This is a genomic window from Micromonospora sp. NPDC005298 (assembly GCF_040607375.1).
Taxonomy (GTDB): domain Bacteria; phylum Actinomycetota; class Actinomycetes; order Mycobacteriales; family Micromonosporaceae; genus Micromonospora.
In genome coordinates this window covers 76,156-91,439 of the sequence record NZ_JBEXGP010000016.1, presented here as the reverse complement: position 1 = coordinate 91,439, position 15,284 = coordinate 76,156, and the positions used below count along the sequence as shown (strand labels likewise).

The following is a 15,284-nucleotide window of genomic DNA, read 5'->3' as shown; positions in this document are numbered from 1 at the left end:
TGTCCCGCGATCGTGCAGTTTCTGTCGACCATCTGCGCGCTTGGTCCGTTATGCCGCGACAGCGGGTGCACGATCGCGGGGGTGGGTGAGGGCTTCCAGGGGGGTTTGCGGAGCGTTCAGCTGGGTGGCCAGGCGGGCGGCCAGGTTGAGGCGGATTGGGCCGGATTCGCAGTCGACGACCACGCACGACGCTCCGGTGCCCGCCAGGACCGCTGCCGCTGCTGCCGCCCGGTCCAGCGGACGGGTGCCCGCCGTGGCTCTGCCGTCGGTGACGATGAGGACCAGCGGGCGGCGCTTCGGGTCACGCAGGTGCTCCACCCGCAACAGATCCGCCGCGGCGAGCAGGCCCTCGGCCAGCGGCGTACGCCCACCGGTGGGCAGCTCGGCCAGCCGGGTCGAGGCGGCCAGCACCGACGAGGTGGCCGGCAACAGCGTCCGCGCGCCGGTGCCCCGGAAGGCGATCACCGCGACCTTGTCCCGCCGCTGGTACGCGTCGGTGAGCAGGGCGAGCACCGCGTCCTTCACTGTGGTCATCCGCTGCCGGGCGCCCATCGAGCCGCTCGCGTCCACAACGAACAGCACCAGGTTGCCCTCGCGCCCCTCGCGAGCCGCCTCGCGGAGATCGTCGCGGCGTAGTCGCAGCGGACCGGTCAGGCGGCCCCGGGCCGCCTGGTGCGGTGCGGCGGCGCGGACCGTGGCCGGCAGGTGCAGCGCCCCGACCCGACCCGCCGGCACCCGCGCGCCGGTGGTGCGGCCCCGCCCGGTTCGGGCCCGCGACCGCCGGCCGGGCACCCCGTCACCCACGCCGGGCGCGGTGAGCAGCCGCGCCGTCAACCCACCCCGGGGTACGGCCACCGGCTGCGCGCCGCGGGTCGGTTCGTCGCCCCCGGCCGCCGATTGCCGGTCGTCGGGCGTGCGTGCGTCCCGGCCGTCGCCGGCCGGGCGCGGCGGCCAGCCGTCGTCGCCCCGGTCGCCCGGCTGGCGCTGCGGCCGGCCGTCGGCACCGTCCGGCCCGTGGCCACGCGCGTCCGGGCCGGCACCGTCACGCGCCGTCGAGTGCCCGGCCGACTCGGACTCACCGAGGTCGCCGCCACTCGGGCCGGCTCCGTATGGCCCACCCCCGTTCGGGCCGCCTCCACCAGCCGGGCCGCCGCCCTGCGGGTCCCCGCCACCAGCCGGACCGCCGCCGTCGGGGCCGTCGTCGTCCGGGTCGTCGGGGTGGGCGTCCTCGGCCCGCCGTAACGCCTCGTCGAGACGCTTCTCGTCGAGCCCCGGCGTGTCGAACGGATCACGGCGGCGGCGGTGCGGCAGCGCCAGCCGGGCGGCCACCCGTACGTCGTCGATGGTGACCCGGTCCCGGCCGTGCCAGGCGGCGTGCGCGAGGGCGGTACGGGCCGTGACGATGTCGGCGCGCATCCCGTCCACGTCGAACGCCGCGCACACCTCGGCGATCTGCCGCAGCGCCGCGTCCGGCAGTCGTACCCCGGGAAGCCGGCGGCGGGCGGCGGCGACCTGCCGGGCGACGTCGGCGTCGGCGTCGGCCCAGCGGGCGGCGAAACCGGCCGGGTCGGCGTCGGCCGCGAGCCGGCGGCGGACGACCTCGACGCGGACCGCCGGGTCGCGGCTGGCGCCCACCTCGACTGTCAACCCGAACCGGTCGAGGAGCTGCGGGCGCAGCTCCCCCTCCTCCGGGTTCATCGTGCCAACCAGCAGGAACCGGGCCGCGTGGCTGACCGAGACGCCCTCGCGCTCGACGTGGCTGCGGCCCATCGCCGCCGCGTCGAGCAGCAGGTCGACGAGGTGGTCGTGCAGCAGGTTGACCTCGTCGACGTAGAGCACGCCCCGGTGGGCGGCGGCGAGCAGGCCCGGCTCGAAGGCACGTACCCCCTCGCCGATGGCCCTCTCCAGGTCCAGCGACCCGACCACCCGGTCCTCGGCGGCGCCGACCGGCAGCTCGACGAGCCGGGCCGGACGGGTCTCGGCGGGCGCGTCGACCGGGTGCGGGCCGTCCGGGCAGGCCGGGTCCGGGTCGGCCGGGTCACAACCGAAACGGCACCCGGCGACCCGGCGCACCGGGGGCAGCAGTGCGGCGAGGGCACGCACGGCTGTCGACTTGGCGGTGCCCTTCTCGCCGCGCACGAGGACCCCGCCGATCGCCGGGGCGACCGCGTTGAGCAGCAGCGCCAGCCGCATGTCGGCCATGCCGAGCACGGCACTGAACGGGTAGGTGACGCTCATGCCCGGTCCTCCAGGTCACCCTCGCTGGCCAGGTACGTGTCGCGGAGCCGGTCCAGGGTGGCCGGGTCGGGTTCGGCCCACAGCCCCCGGTCGGCGGCCTCGAGCAGCCGTTCGGTGATGCCGCGCAACGCCCACGGGTTGGACCGCTCCAGGAACTCCCGGGTCGTCTCGTCGAAGAGGTACGCGGCGGCCAGGTTCTCGTACATCCAGTCGTCGACGACACCGGCGGTGGCGTCGTAGCCGAACAGGTAGTCCACGGTGGCCGCCAGCTCGAACGCGCCCTTGTAGCCGTGCCGGCGCATCGCGGCGATCCACTTCGGGTTGACCACCCGGGCGCGGAACACCCGCCGGGTCTCCTCTCCGAGCGTGCGGGTCCGTACGTCGTGCGGCATCGCCGAGTCACCCACGTACGCCCGCGGGGCGGTGCCGGTGAGGTGGCGGACCGTCGCCACCATCCCGCCGTGGTACTGGAAGTAGTCGTCGGAGTCGACGATGTCGTGCTCGCGGGTGTCCTGGTTCTTGACGGCCACCGCGATCCGGGCGAAGGAGCGTTCCATGTCGGCGCGCGCCTCCCGCCCGTCCAGGCCCCGGCCGTACGCGTAGCCGCCCCACACCGCGTACACCTCGGCCAGGTCGGCGTCGTCGCGCCAGGTCCGGGCGTCGATCAGGGGCAGCAGACCCGCCCCGTACGCCCCCGGTCTGGAGCCGAAGATCCGGGCGGTGGCGCGCCGCTCGTCGCCGTGCTCGGCGAGGTCGGCGACGACGTGCGCGCGCAGGTAGTTGTCGGCGTCCGGCTCGTCGAGGGCGGCGACCCGCCGGACGGCGTCGTCGAGCAGGGCCACGACGTGCGGGAACGCGTCGCGGAAGAAGCCGGAGATGCGCACCGTCACGTCGACGCGCGGTCGGCCCAGCTCGGCGGTCGACACCACCTCGACGCCGGTGACCCGCCGGGACCGTTCGTCCCAGACCGGCCGGCAGCCCAGCAGCGCGAGTACCTCGGCGATGTCGTCGCCCTGGGTGCGCATGGCGCTGGTGCCCCACACGGTCAACCCCACCGAGCGGGGGTACGCCCCGGTGTCGGCGAGGTGCCGGGCCAGCAGCGAGTCCGCCAGGGCCACCCCGACGTCCCAGGCGTTGCGGCTGGGGATGGCCTTGGGGTCGACGGAGTAGAAGTTGCGGCCGGTGGGCAGCACGTTCACCAGGCCCCGGGTGGGTGAGCCGGACGGGCCGGGCGGCACGAACCGGCCGTCGAGCGCGCCGAGGGTGTTCGTCAACTCGTCGGTGGTCCGCGCGAGTCGGGGCACCAGTTCGGTGGCGGCGAAGCGCAGCACCGCGGCGGCGTCCGGGATCGGCTGGCCGGTCACCTCGGCGACGACGGCGTCGGCCGCGTCGGCGACCCAACCGAGGGTCTCCATGCCGACGACGAGCCGCCGGGCGAGCCCTTCGACGAGGTCGATCGCGTCGGCGGCGGTGTGGGCGGGCCCGTCCACCGCATCGGTCAGCGCGGCCGGCAGGGTGATCCGCTGACCGGGCGTCGCGAGCAGCGCCTTCTCGTCGAGGCCGTACGCGGCGGCGAGCGCCTGCCGCAGACCGGGCAGGGCGTGGGCGCCGCCCCAGATCTGCGGGGCGCGCAGCACCGCGAGGACCAGGTTGACACGGGGCTCGCCGGTCGGCGCGGCGGCGAGGATGTGCAGCCCGTCGCGGATCTGCACGTCCTTGACCTCGCACAGGTACCCGTCGAGGTGCAGCACGAAGTCGTCGAAGTCGTCCGCGTCCGGCATCGCCTCGGCGTGCAGGTCGTGGTGCAGTTCGGCGGCGCGTACGAGGTCCCAGATCTGCGCCCGCACGGTGGGCACCTTGGCCGGGTCGAGCGCCTGCACCGTCGCGTACTCGTCGAGCAGCTGCTCCAGTTTGGCCAGGTCGCCGTAGGTCTCGGCGCGGGCCATCGGCGGCACCAGGTGGTCGATGACCACGGCGTGCGCCCGGCGTTTGGCCTGGGTGCCCTCGCCGGGGTCGTTGACGATGAACGGGTAGACCAGCGGCAGATCCGCCAGGACCGCGTCGGGCCCGCAGTCGGCGGCCAGGCCCAGCCCCTTGCCGGGCAGCCATTCCAGGGTGCCGTGTTTGCCCAGGTGCACCACGGCGTCCGCGCCGAAGCCGCCGTCGGTGACCGGGGCGGCAAGCCAGCGGTACGCGGCCAGGTAGTGGTGACTCGGCGGCAGGTCCGGGTCGTGGTAGATGGCGATCGGGTTCTCACCGAAGCCGCGCGGCGGCTGGATGAGCAGCACCACGTTGCCGAAGCGCAGCCCGGCGAGGACGATGTCGCCGCCGTCGGTGTACAGCTCGCCGGGCGGCTCCCCCCAGTGTTCCCGCATCCGGTCGCGCAGTCCGGCCGGGATCTCATCGAACCACCGCCGGTACGTCTGCGCGGGTATCCGGGCCTCGACGGCGGCCAACTGCTCGGGGGTGAGCCATTCCACGTCGTGCCCGCCCGCGGCGATCAGCGCGTGGATCAGCGCGTCGCCGTCGTCGGGCAGGGGCGCGTCGCCCAGGTGGTAGCCGGCTTCGGCCAGCGCGGCGAGCAGCCGTACCGCCGAGACGGGGGTGTCCAGCCCGACGGCGTTGCCGACCCGGGAGTGCCTGGTGGGGTACGAGCTCAGCACCACGGCGATCCGCTTGTCGCCGTTGGGCACGTACCGCAGCCGGGCGTGGCGTACCGCGATCCCGGCGACCCGGGCGGCCCGCTCGGGATCGGCGGCGTAGACGGAGAGCCCGTCGGCATCGATCTGCTTGAACGAGAACGGCACGGTGACGATCCGGCCGTCGAACTCGGGGATGGCCACCTGCATGGCGGCGTCCAACGGGGACAGTCCGGCGGCGCTGTCGGCCCACTGCTCGCGGGTGCTGGTGAGGCAGAGCGCCTGGATGATCGGCACGTCCAGGGCGGCGAGGGCGCCGACGTCCCAGGCGTCCTCGGCACCGCCGCCGGAGGCCTCGGCGGCGACCGTGCCACCGGCCGCGAGGACAGTGACCAGCAGCGCGTCGCAGCGGGCGAACAGCGCGAGCGGGCCGGCGCTCGCGGTCAGCCCGCGCAGCGAGCCGCAGAAGATCGGCAGGGGGTTGCCGCCGGCCGCCCGCACCGCCTCGACCAGCACGTCGACGAATCCGGTGTTGCCGGCCAGCGCGTGTGCCCGGTAGAAGACGATCCCCACCGTGGGCCGGTACGGGTCGGCCAGGTGCGCGCCGTGCACGCCGTACGCGGGGGTGCGGGCGGGCGGGGCGAAACCCCGACCGGTGAGCAGCACCGTGTCGGACAGGAACCGGGCCAGCTGCCCGAGGTTGTCCGGCCCACCCTCGACCAGGTACGCCAGGGCGTGTGTGGCCACCCCGGACGGCACTGTGGACAGGGCCATCAGCTCCGCGTCGGGCACCGCCTCGCCGCCGAGCACGACAGTGGGCAGTCCGCTGGCGAGCACCGCGGCGAGGCCGTCGGGCCACGCCTGCCGGCCACCGAGGAGGCGTACGACGGCCAGGTCGACCCCGTCGAGCAGGGCGGGCACCTCGTCGGCCGTGAGCCGGGCCGGGTTGGCGAGGCGGTAGTCGGCGTCGCTGGCGCGGGCGGCCAGGAGGTCGGTGTCGGCGGTGGAGAGCAGCAGGGTGCGCACGGCAGGCTCCGGACAGTAACGTCGACACGCTCGCAGGAAGCGGCCTGGCGACGTGGGTGGGCGCGGGTTCGGCGGGTACCGCGATCCGGCCGGCTCACCGGCGCGGGGCCGGCGCCGACGGGCGACGCGGTACGGAACTCAGCGACGAACGGCGCGAGCGCGCGCGGGTACGTGTGCGGGTGCGGGTGCGGCGGAACGGTCGCCGCTCGGGTCACGACGGTGTGCGTCGGTGACAGAGACGTCCTGCGTCATCGGGTCCTCCTCGGGTGTCCACGCCCTGGGGTACATCCGACGGCCGAAGTATCCTGGCTTCCGGATCGACGCTCTCCCCCGGCCTTCCAACCGCAGACACACGGCCGTGACTCACGAGGGGGGATCGCTCCCCGGTGACAGTGGCGGGACCGCGTCGGATTCGCACCGACTTCCTTCACTGCCGTCAGGCCGCGAATGCTGCCACACCGCCGCGCCGCCGGTCAACGCACCCTGCAGGCCACGAGCCGTGGGTCAGTCCGACTCGCGCGGTCCTGCGGCGATGTCGTGAACGGTTCAGCACGCCGGGACGCGTGGTGCGTGACGCACGGCGCGGTGGCACCCGGCACCCGGCGCCCGGCACGGCGGCACAGCACGCGGCGCGCCGCGCGGCCCGGCGGGGCCTTCGCCGACGGCGGCCCGCTCAGCGGGCGTGGCGCTCCGGGTGTGCCCGACTCCACACCCGCATCCGCTCGGGGTAGCCGGTGCGTCCCGCCTCGTACAGCGGCACCGCGTGCTTGCGGGCGATGGCGCCCGCCGCCCGTGGCGTGCCGGTGCGGCGGCGGATCCACTCCCCGTCGTGGGCGATCGCCACCACTGTCGTGTCGGTGGCGGTGGTCTCCGGCTCCAGGTAGAACTCCACCCCCCGCCGGCTGGCGACGAACGCCTCCAGCGCGGCGAGGTCGTCGCGGGTCGCCTCCCGGTCCAGCTTCGTCGGGGTCGCCTCGGCGCCCCGTGCCCGCCGACTGAACCAGCCCATGGCCCCACCCCTCTCCTCGACGCTCCCCCCAGTGCAGCACCAGTTCCTGGCAAAGCCCTGCACGCCGGATGGGAGCAAGCTGACCCCGTACCGGATGGAACCCGCGATCCGCGTGCGGTGTCATGAGGGTGATCGAACCGGAGGTTCCCCTGGACGACCACGTGCTCGTCACCCGCGCCCGGGCCGGTGACCTGGAGGCGTACGACCTCCTGGTCGCCCGACACACCGCGTCCGCGTACCGGACGGCGGTGCTGCTCGGCGCGGGTTCGGACTCCGAGGACATCGTCCAGGAGGCGTTCGTGAAGGCGTACCGCAAACTCTCCCGCTATCGCGGCGACTCGTCCTTCCGGTCCTGGCTGCTGGCGATCGTCGCCAACGAGACGCGCAACCTGCACCGCTCACGCAGCCGCCGCGACGGCCTCGTCCTGCGGGCGGCGGCGGCCGGTCCGGCGTCGGAGGCCGTCGAGGACGGGGCGGTCGACGCGGTCCTCGCCGGGGAGCGGCGCACCGCGCTGGTACGGGCGCTGCGCCAACTGCCGGTACGCGACCGCGAGGTGATCGTCTGCCGGTTCTTCCTCGATCTCAGCGAGGAGGAGACCGTGCGGGCGTTGGGCTGGCCCCGGGGCACGGTGAAGTCGCGGACGTCACGGGCGTTGGCGAAGCTGCGGGGCCTGCTGGACCGCGAGGAGGTCCGACATGGGTGACCTCGAGAGGGAACTCCGCGACCTCTCCACCTGGCTGGAGACAACCGACCCGCCCGAGGTGACCGCACGCGTGCACGCCCGCCTCGCCGCGCCCCCGCGACGCCGGTGGCGGGCGTACGCCGCCGCGGCACTCGCCGCCCTGCTGGTGGCGGTGCTGCCGCCGACACGTACCGCCGTCGCCGACGCCGTAGGCGGCCTGCTGCGCTTCGCGGGCGTCACCATCGCCCCGTCGTCGGGTCGGCCCGCCGGCACTCCCTCGCCGTTGCCGTCGCAGCGGACGTCCGCGCTGGACGAGGCGCGACGGGCGGTGCGCTTTCCGATCCGCGTACCGGCGAAGCTGGGCCCGCCCGAGCGGGTGCTGGTCGCCGATCCGGACGCCACCGGCGCCCACCGGGTGGCGACGCTGCTCTACCGGGGCGGCGCGCTGCGCGTCGACGCCTTCGACGGCCGCCTCAACCTGTCCTTCCACAAGGAGACCGTCCGGCCGGACGCGGAATGGGTCCAGGTCGACGGGGACTTCGCCGTCTGGGTCGGCGGCCCGCACGTGCTGTCCTACGTGGACCGGTCCGGTCAGGTGCACGGGGAGACCGCCCGGCTGGCCGCCTCGACCCTGATCTGGCAGGCGGACGGCGTCAGTTACCGGCTCGAGGGGGATCTCACCAAGCTGGAGGCGATCGACATCGCCCAGTCGATGAGCTAGGAACCCGCCGACCCCGAGCGGTGTCGTGAAGGTGCGTCACACGACGCGGTTCCATCGACGTATCGGAGGGCGACATGGCTGCCTGGGTCAGGTTCACGTTGGGGTCGGTGCTCCTGCTGGCGGGGTGCACGACCGGCGACCGACCCGCCACGTCGGCGACGCCCGCCACCTCGGCCACCTCCGCCACGTCGGCCCCATCGGCGGCACCCGCAGCGGGACCGACAGGCGGGGGCTGCCACTCCCGGGTCGAGACGGGGGCGCTGCCCGACTGGGCGGACACCGGTTTCCACGGCGACGCCCGCGTCCCGCACGTCTTCGGCGCGAAGGGCGACATCGTGGCCGTGCTGTTCACCCACCCGCTGGCGCAGGCCCGGCGGGACGGATCGACCAACAAGATCCTCTGGGTCGCCCGGACCACCGATTCGTCCAGCCTCATGATCACCGCGACGCTCGACGGCACCGACACCCGGGTGACCCACGAGGTCGGCGGCGGCCCGGGGCCGTCGATCATCGACATGCCGCAGGCCGGGTGCTGGCACCTCGATCTGCGCTGGGCGGGGCGCACCGACACGATGGATCTGGTCTACGCCGAGCGGACGCCCTGACGAGGCCGCCGGGACAGGAGAGCGGGCACCGTTCTCCCCGCCATGTCCAACTTATACCGCATAGGGGGACTTGCCGCAAGGCCCGGTACCTGCCGCAGAATAGCGCCCGTCAAGGCCATGACCTGCGGAAACAGGAGACGGCGTGAGCCAGCGGAGCACCGTGTTCGACCTTCCCGACCACCTCTCCCCCAAGGCGGACCCGACGCTGATCGCCCGCGACGAGCAGCACTTCACGGCCATCGCGGAGAGTCTCGACCGGTCGATCACCGACCTGTCCGACCGGCTCGACGCCGAGCGCCGGGCACCCGCCGGCAAGGGGCGGCAGGCGGTGTCCCGGGACGAGGAGGTCCGCCGGCTGACCGCCCGCCTGCGGGCGCTGCGCCGCTTCGGCCTGGACCTGTGCCTGGGCCGCATCGTCCACGCCGACGACCCCGAGCCGGTGTACGTCGGACGCTTCGGCCTCACCGACGGCGCGGGGCGTCGGCTGCTGCTGGACTGGCGGTCCCCGGCGGCCGAGCCGTTCTTCGGCGCGACCCACGCCAACCCGATGGGACTGACGAGCCGCCGCCGCTACCGCTGGACGCGTGGCCGGATCAGCGACTACTGGGACGAGGTGTTCACCCCGGACGGCCTGGAGGGGCACGCCGCCCTCGACGACCAGTCGGCCTTCATCGCCACCCTCGGCGGCACCCGGTCGGCCCGGATGCGCGACGTGCTCGGCACCATCCAGTCCGACCAGGACGCCATCATCCGGGCGGGCTCCGCCGGCGCTCTCGTCGTCGACGGCGGGCCGGGCACCGGCAAGACCGTCGTCGCCCTGCACCGGACCGCGTACCTGCTCTACTCCGATCCCCGCCTGGGCCAACGGCGCGGCGGCGTGTTGTTCGTCGGGCCGCACCAGCCCTACCTGGCGTACGTGTCCGACGTCCTGCCCAGCCTCGGCGAGGAGGACGTGCAGACCTGCACCCTGCGGGACCTCGTCCCCCAGGGCGCCGCCGCGGTGGCCGAGGCGGACCCGGAGGTGGCCCGGCTGAAGTCCTCCGCCCGCCTTGTGACGGCGATCGAGGAGGCCGTCCGGTTCTACGAGGAGCCGCCGGACCAGCCGATGACGGTCACGACCGGCGACGCCGACATCCGGCTGGACGCGGACGACTGGGCCGAGGCGTTCCGGGCGCCCGGACCGGGCACCCCGCACAACGAGGCGCGCGACGAGATCTGGGAGGAACTGCTCACGATCCTGCTGGAGAGGTACGACGGCGACGACCCGGACGAGGTGGTCCGCGCGTCGCTGCTGCGCAACAGCGAACTCCGTACGACGGTCAACCGGGCCTGGCCGCTGCTCGACGCGACCGACCTCGTCGCCGACCTCTGGTCGGTGCCGGCGTACCTGCGCAGGTGTGCCCCCTGGCTCGGCCCCGACGACCTCGGCCGGCTCCGGCGGGCCGACACCCGGGCCTGGACCGTGGCCGACCTGCCGCTGCTGGACGCGGCACGACAGCGGCTCGGCGACCCGCAGGCGTCGCGGCGCAACCGCCGGCACGAGGCGATCGTCGCCGCCGAACGCGCGCGGATGGCCTCGGTCGTCGACGAGCTCATCGAGGCGCACACCTACGACGACGGTGAGGGCGTCCTGTCCAGCCTGCGTCAACTGGACCTCCAGGACGCCCTCGTCGACGAGTCCGCGCTGCCCGGCGTCGATCCGGACCTGCTGGCCGGCCCGTTCGCGCACATCGTCGTGGACGAGGCACAGGAGCTGACCGACGCCGAATGGCAGATGCTGTTGTCGCGCTGCCCGTCGCGGAGCTTCACCATCGTCGGCGACCGCGCGCAGGCCCGGCACGGGTTCACCGAGTCGTGGCAGGGCCGGTTGGCGCGGATCGGCCTGGACCGGGTCGAGGTGGCCTCGCTGAGCATCAACTACCGCACGCCTCGGGAGGTCATGCGGGAGGCGGAGCCGGTCATCCGGGCCGTCCTGCCGGACGCCAACGTCCCCACCTCCGTGCGCGGCAACGGGATCGCCGTCGTCCACGGGTCGGTCGCCGACCGGGACGCCGTCGTCGGCGACTGGCTCGCCGCCCACGCCGACGGGATCGCCTGCGTCGTCGGCGACCCCACGTTCACCGGGACGGCCCGGGTCCGGTCGTTGACCCCGGAGCTGGCCAAGGGCCTGGAGTTCGACCTGGTCGTCCTCGTCGACCCGGATTCGTTCGGCGACGGGATCGAGGGTGCGGTCGACCGTTACGTCGCGATGACCCGGGCGACCCAGCGACTGGTCGTCCTCACGGCGTGAGTTCTAGGCTGCGGGGCGTGCCCCGGGACGTACGGGAGGCGGCGGCCCGCGACAACGCCGAATGGTGCGCCGCCCTGTGCGCCAGTCACGGGTTGGCCGGCCGGATCGACGCCGACGCCTGGTCGGTCCCCCGCCGCTCCCCACAGTGGTATCCGGACGCGGTCACCCTGCGCCCCGGCGCCGACCCCGACGCCCTGCTGGCCCGGATCGAGGGCGGTCCCGGCGCGTCTGTGAAGGACAGCTTCGCCGACCTCGACCTCTCCGGCCACGGCTTCGAGGTGCTCTTCGACGCCCGGTGGATCCACCACCCGCCCACGGACGGACCGACCGGCACGCCACTCACACGGGTCGACACGGCGCGGCGGTTGGCCGTCTGGGCGGCGGCGCACGGCGGTGGGGCGCTGTTCCGGCCGGGGCTGCTGGCCAATCCCCGGGTACGGGTGCTGGCCCGCCACGACGAGCGGGGCGCGGTCACCGGCGGCGCGGTGGTCAGCGGGGACGGCGTCCACGGAGTCTCCAACGTGTTCAGCCGCACCGGGAACCCCCTGGACATCTGGCGGGGTGTGCTCGACACCCTGCCCGGCGTACCCCTGGTCGGCTACGAGTCCGGCCCCGACCTGGCCGTCGCGGTCGAGGCCGGCTTCGCCCCGCTGGGTCCGCTGCGGGTCTGGCACCACCCCTGACCCGGGTCAGCCGAGGCGGGTCAGGTCCTGCGGGGTCAGGCGCAGGGACGCGGCGGCGATGTTCTGCTCCAGGTGGGCCACGTCCCCGGTGCCGGGGATGGCCAGCACGTGGGAGCCCTGGTGCAGGGTCCAGGCGAGGCGTACCTGATGGGGGGTGACGCCGTGGGCGTGGGCGACCGCCTCGACGGCCTCGCCCTGGTCGGCGCTCGCGCCCTTCTCCCGGCCGGTGCCGGCGACCGCGAAGAACGGCACGTACGCGATGCCCCGCTCGCCGCAGGTCCGGACGAACGGGTCCTGCTCCCGGTACGCGTCGATTCCGTAGTTGTTCTGCACGCAGACGACCGGCGCGATGCCGGCCACCTCGTCCAGGTGCTCGGGCCGGACGTTGGAGAGCCCGAGGTGCCGGATCAGCCCGGCGGCACGCAGCTCGGCCAGCGCGCCGAACCGGTCGACAAGCGGCACCGCCCCGGGTCCCCGGCCGAGGCGCAGGTTCACCACGTCCAGCTGGTCGAGGCCGAGCCGGCGCAGGTTCTCCTGCACCTGCGCCCGCAACTGGGCGGGAGTGAACGCCTCGGTGAACCCGTCCTGCGGGTCGTACCCGAAGCCGACCTTGGTGACGATCACCAGGTCGTCCGGGTACTGGGCGAGCGCCGCGCGGATCAGCTCGGTGGCGTAGCGGGCCGGGCCGGTCCCGACGCGCAGCGTCCCACCGGGCGAGACGTAGAACGCGGCCGTGTCGATGTGGTTGACGCCCAGCTCCACGGCGCGGCGCAGCAGCGCCACGGCGCGGTCGCGGTCGGGGTTGGCGGTGATCCGCATGGAGCCGAAGCCCATCCGGTGCACCGTGCGGTCGCCGAGGGTCCAGGTGCCCGCCGCGGCGGCGGCGATCTCGTCGGTTGGCATCGGGCGACCGTAGCGAGGCGGGGGGCGCGGCGCAGTCGGCCGCGCACCCGATACCGCTGAGCTGCCGGCTCGGTTAGATTTCTGAGGTGGGACGGGCGTGCGGCGGACGCAGCACCGGCACCAGCAGCAGGGTCGGCACCAGCAGCAGCGGCACCACGATCAGCGCGCGCAGGGTGCCGACGTGGTCGCCGAGCAGCCCCAGCAGCGGAGGCCCCGCCAGGAACGCCGTGTAGCCGATCACCGCGACCACGCTGACCCGCACGGGCGCGTACGCCTCCTCGTCGGCGGCAGCGCTCATCCCCACCGGGAAGCCCAGCGACGCGCCGAGGCCCCACAACGCGACGCCGGCGATCGCCAGCGGCCCGGAGCCGGCCAGCACCGCCAGGCCCGCGCCGAGCACGGCGAGCCCGATGGTGCCGCTGAGCACCGGTACGCGACCCCACCGGTCCAGCGCGACGGTCCCCGCTGTGCGCCCGAGGGTCATGCCGACGACGAAGACGGCGAAGACCGCCGCCCCGGCCGCCTCGCTCAGGTCCCGTCCGTCCACGAACGCGACAGCCAGCCAGTCGTTGGCGGCCCCCTCGGTGAACGCCGCCACCAGCACGAACAGGCCGATCAACAGGGTGCGCGGCTCCCGCCAGGCGGCCAGCTGCGCCCGGCGACGGCCGGCCGGGGTGGCGTCCGCCGGGTCGCCGTCCGGGTCGTGGGCCGACGACGGCAGGTACGTCCGCGCGGCGAGCGCGGTGCCGGTCACCACCACCAGCGCCACCGCGCAGAGGTGCGCGCCGACCGCCACGTCCAGCCGGGCCGACACGGCGCCGAGGCCCGCGCCGGCCACCGAGCCGAGGCTCCACCCCGCGTGGAAGCGGGGCATGATGGTCCGTCCGAGCCGCCGTTCCACCGCCGCGGCTTCGATGTTCATGGCCACGTCGCAGGCGCCGGACCCGTAGCCGAGGGCCACCAGGCCGATCGCGACGACGACGAACGACCCGGTCAGTGTCGCGCCCAGCCCTGCCACGGTCAGGCCGATCGCGACCAGCACGGTGGCCAACGTCACGGTGCGGGCCGCCCCGAACCGCTGCGCGAGCAGGCCGGAGGTGGGCATGGCGAGCAGCGCGCCGACGCTCATCGCCAGCAGGAGCAACCCAAGCCGGCCGGCCGAGAGGTCCAACGCCTCGCGGACCGCCGGCACCCGGGAGAACCAGCTGCCGACGGCGAAACCGTTGAGGGTGAAGGTGACGGCCACGCCGTTGCGGGCGATCCGGACCGCCCGCGAGGGTGCCGGAGCGACGTCCGGGATGGCGGGTCGGCTGGTGGGGGCGCTCACGACGGCTGGTCCTCTTCCTCGACGGTGATCTCCTGGCACGATCGCACACCTGAGAGCGCTACCACCACAAGCGGCCACCGCCCCTCACCGGCGACGATCCGGACGGGGGATGATGCGAACATGCGTTCGTCCGCCCGGACGGACCGCGACGGGGAGGCGACGCATGACGACAGCGGCACAGCGGGCGGCGACCCTGGACGACGTGGCGCGGCTCGCCGGGGTGTCCCGATCCACCGCGTCGCGGGTGATCGCCGGCACCGGGTTCGCCTCACCGGAGGCCCGCGACCGGGTCGCGACGGCGGTCCACCGGCTCGGCTACGTGCCCAACCCGGCGGCCCGCGCACTGGTCCGCGGCGCCGGCGTACGCCTGGTGGTGGCGGTCACCGGGAGCAGTGCCGAGGTGCTTGACGACCCGTACGTGCACCGGGTGGTCGGCTCGGCGGCCCGGGTCTGCACGCCCGCCGGCGTCGGGGTGGCGTTGTACTGGCTGCCGCTCGACGATCCGACCGGCCTGGACCAGCTCGCCCGGGACCGCAGCGTGTGCGGCGTGGTGCTGGTCAACACCACCGAGGAGCTGCTGGACGCCGTACCCCGGTCGCTGCGTGGTCGGGTGGTCTCCATCGGCGTCGGCTCGCCGAGCGTGCCGTCGTTCGACGTCGACAACGCCGCCGGGGCGGGCGAGGTGCTGCGCCACCTGTACGACACGGGACGCCGCCGGATCGCCATGGTCACCGGCCCGCAGTGGCTGCCGTGCTCGCGACGCCCGGTCGAGGCGTACCGGACGCTGATGCGCCAGGCGGGTCTGCCGGAGCGGGTGCTGCCCGGGGACTTCTCGGCGGCGAGCGGGCGCGCGGCGGCCCAGGGCGTGCTGCGCCGCTGGCCGGACGTCGACGCCATCTACGCGATCAACGACGAGACCGCTCTCGGCGTGATCGCGACGCTGCGGGACGAGGGGGTACGCGTGCCGGGCGACGTCGCGGTGGCGGGCTTCGACGACATCCCCCTCGCGGCGATGACCGCCCCGTCGTTGACCACCGCCAGTCACCCGGTGGGGCAGATCGCGACCGCCGCCGCGACCGCCCTGCTTGACGGGCGCCCGGCCGCGCCGGTGACGCTCTTCCCGTCCGCCATGGTGGCCCGGGCCAGCGCCTGACGCCGAC

11 protein-coding genes and 1 riboswitch are annotated in these 15,284 nt (G+C 74.6%); of the genes, 6 read left to right on the top strand and 5 right to left on the bottom strand.

Going from position 1 to position 15,284, the window contains the following annotated elements:
- Positions 1-48 precede the first annotated feature (48 nt).
- From ABZS77_RS21160 to ABZS77_RS21150, 3 genes are all read right to left on the bottom strand, one after another.
- The gene (locus tag ABZS77_RS21160) at positions 49-2,238 is read right to left on the bottom strand and encodes a VWA domain-containing protein (protein ID WP_354825277.1); all 2,190 of its coding nucleotides are present in this window, start codon (positions 2,236-2,238) and stop codon (positions 49-51) included.
- Positions 2,235-5,903 carry a cobaltochelatase subunit CobN gene (cobN, locus tag ABZS77_RS21155; RefSeq protein WP_354825274.1) on the bottom strand — a complete coding sequence of 1,223 codons (3,669 nt, stop codon included), beginning with the start codon at positions 5,901-5,903 and terminating at the stop codon, positions 2,235-2,237. The genes ABZS77_RS21160 and cobN overlap by 4 nt, the downstream gene beginning before the upstream one ends.
- Before the next feature lie 298 nt (positions 5,904-6,201).
- Positions 6,202-6,331: riboswitch (cobalamin riboswitch) on the bottom strand.
- 245 nt (positions 6,332-6,576) lie between these two features.
- Positions 6,577-6,912: a hypothetical protein gene (locus tag ABZS77_RS21150; RefSeq protein ID WP_139582023.1), complete on the bottom strand. Its 336-nt coding sequence runs from the start codon at positions 6,910-6,912 to the stop codon at positions 6,577-6,579.
- 128 nt (positions 6,913-7,040) lie between these two features.
- Here ABZS77_RS21150 and ABZS77_RS21145 point away from each other — a divergent pair, with 128 nt between their 5' ends.
- From ABZS77_RS21145 to ABZS77_RS21125, 5 genes are all read left to right on the top strand, one after another.
- Positions 7,041-7,616 carry an RNA polymerase sigma factor gene (locus ABZS77_RS21145; RefSeq protein WP_354825272.1) on the top strand — a complete coding sequence of 192 codons (576 nt, stop codon included), beginning with the start codon at positions 7,041-7,043 and terminating at the stop codon, positions 7,614-7,616.
- A complete protein-coding gene (locus ABZS77_RS21140; RefSeq protein WP_354825269.1) occupies positions 7,609-8,316 on the top strand; it encodes a hypothetical protein in 708 nt (235 codons plus the stop codon). Before ABZS77_RS21145 ends, ABZS77_RS21140 begins: the two co-directional genes overlap by 8 nt.
- Before the next feature lie 74 nt (positions 8,317-8,390).
- Positions 8,391-8,921 carry a hypothetical protein gene (locus ABZS77_RS21135; RefSeq protein WP_354825266.1) on the top strand — a complete coding sequence of 177 codons (531 nt, stop codon included), beginning with the start codon at positions 8,391-8,393 and terminating at the stop codon, positions 8,919-8,921.
- 142 nt (positions 8,922-9,063) lie between these two features.
- A complete protein-coding gene (helR, locus tag ABZS77_RS21130) occupies positions 9,064-11,211 on the top strand; it encodes an RNA polymerase recycling motor ATPase HelR (RefSeq protein ID WP_354825263.1) in 2,148 nt (715 codons plus the stop codon).
- A 17-nt stretch (positions 11,212-11,228) separates the two neighbouring features.
- Positions 11,229-11,894, top strand: a complete 666-nt coding sequence (locus ABZS77_RS21125; protein WP_354825260.1) for a hypothetical protein — start codon at positions 11,229-11,231, stop codon at positions 11,892-11,894.
- A gap of 6 nt (positions 11,895-11,900) precedes the next feature.
- Here the strand turns inward: ABZS77_RS21125 and ABZS77_RS21120 are convergent, their stop codons facing one another.
- Complete coding sequence (locus ABZS77_RS21120) at positions 11,901-12,797, bottom strand: aldo/keto reductase (RefSeq protein WP_354825257.1); 897 nt, start codon at positions 12,795-12,797, stop codon at positions 11,901-11,903.
- A gap of 73 nt (positions 12,798-12,870) precedes the next feature.
- Positions 12,871-14,124, bottom strand: a complete 1,254-nt coding sequence (locus ABZS77_RS21115) for an MFS transporter (RefSeq protein WP_354825254.1) — start codon at positions 14,122-14,124, stop codon at positions 12,871-12,873.
- Between the two features lie 163 nt (positions 14,125-14,287).
- Here ABZS77_RS21115 and ABZS77_RS21110 point away from each other — a divergent pair, with 163 nt between their 5' ends.
- On the top strand, positions 14,288-15,277 hold the full coding sequence (locus ABZS77_RS21110; protein ID WP_354825251.1) for a LacI family DNA-binding transcriptional regulator: 990 nt from the start codon (positions 14,288-14,290) through the stop codon (positions 15,275-15,277).
- Positions 15,278-15,284: the final 7 nt, after the last annotated feature.

What these genes read in the sequence shown, in the direction of transcription:
- ABZS77_RS21120 (WP_354825257.1), bottom strand. Translation starts at nt 12,797, where the DNA reads ATGCCAACCGACGAGATCGCCGCCGCCGCGGCGGGCACCTGGACCCTC.
- ABZS77_RS21110 (WP_354825251.1), top strand. Translation starts at nt 14,288, where the DNA reads ATGACGACAGCGGCACAGCGGGCGGCGACCCTGGACGACGTGGCGCGG.
- ABZS77_RS21150 (WP_139582023.1), bottom strand. Translation starts at nt 6,912, where the DNA reads ATGGGCTGGTTCAGTCGGCGGGCACGGGGCGCCGAGGCGACCCCGACG.
- ABZS77_RS21135 (WP_354825266.1), top strand. Translation starts at nt 8,391, where the DNA reads ATGGCTGCCTGGGTCAGGTTCACGTTGGGGTCGGTGCTCCTGCTGGCG.
- ABZS77_RS21160 (WP_354825277.1), bottom strand. Translation starts at nt 2,238, where the DNA reads ATGAGCGTCACCTACCCGTTCAGTGCCGTGCTCGGCATGGCCGACATG.
- ABZS77_RS21140 (WP_354825269.1), top strand. Translation starts at nt 7,609, where the DNA reads ATGGGTGACCTCGAGAGGGAACTCCGCGACCTCTCCACCTGGCTGGAG.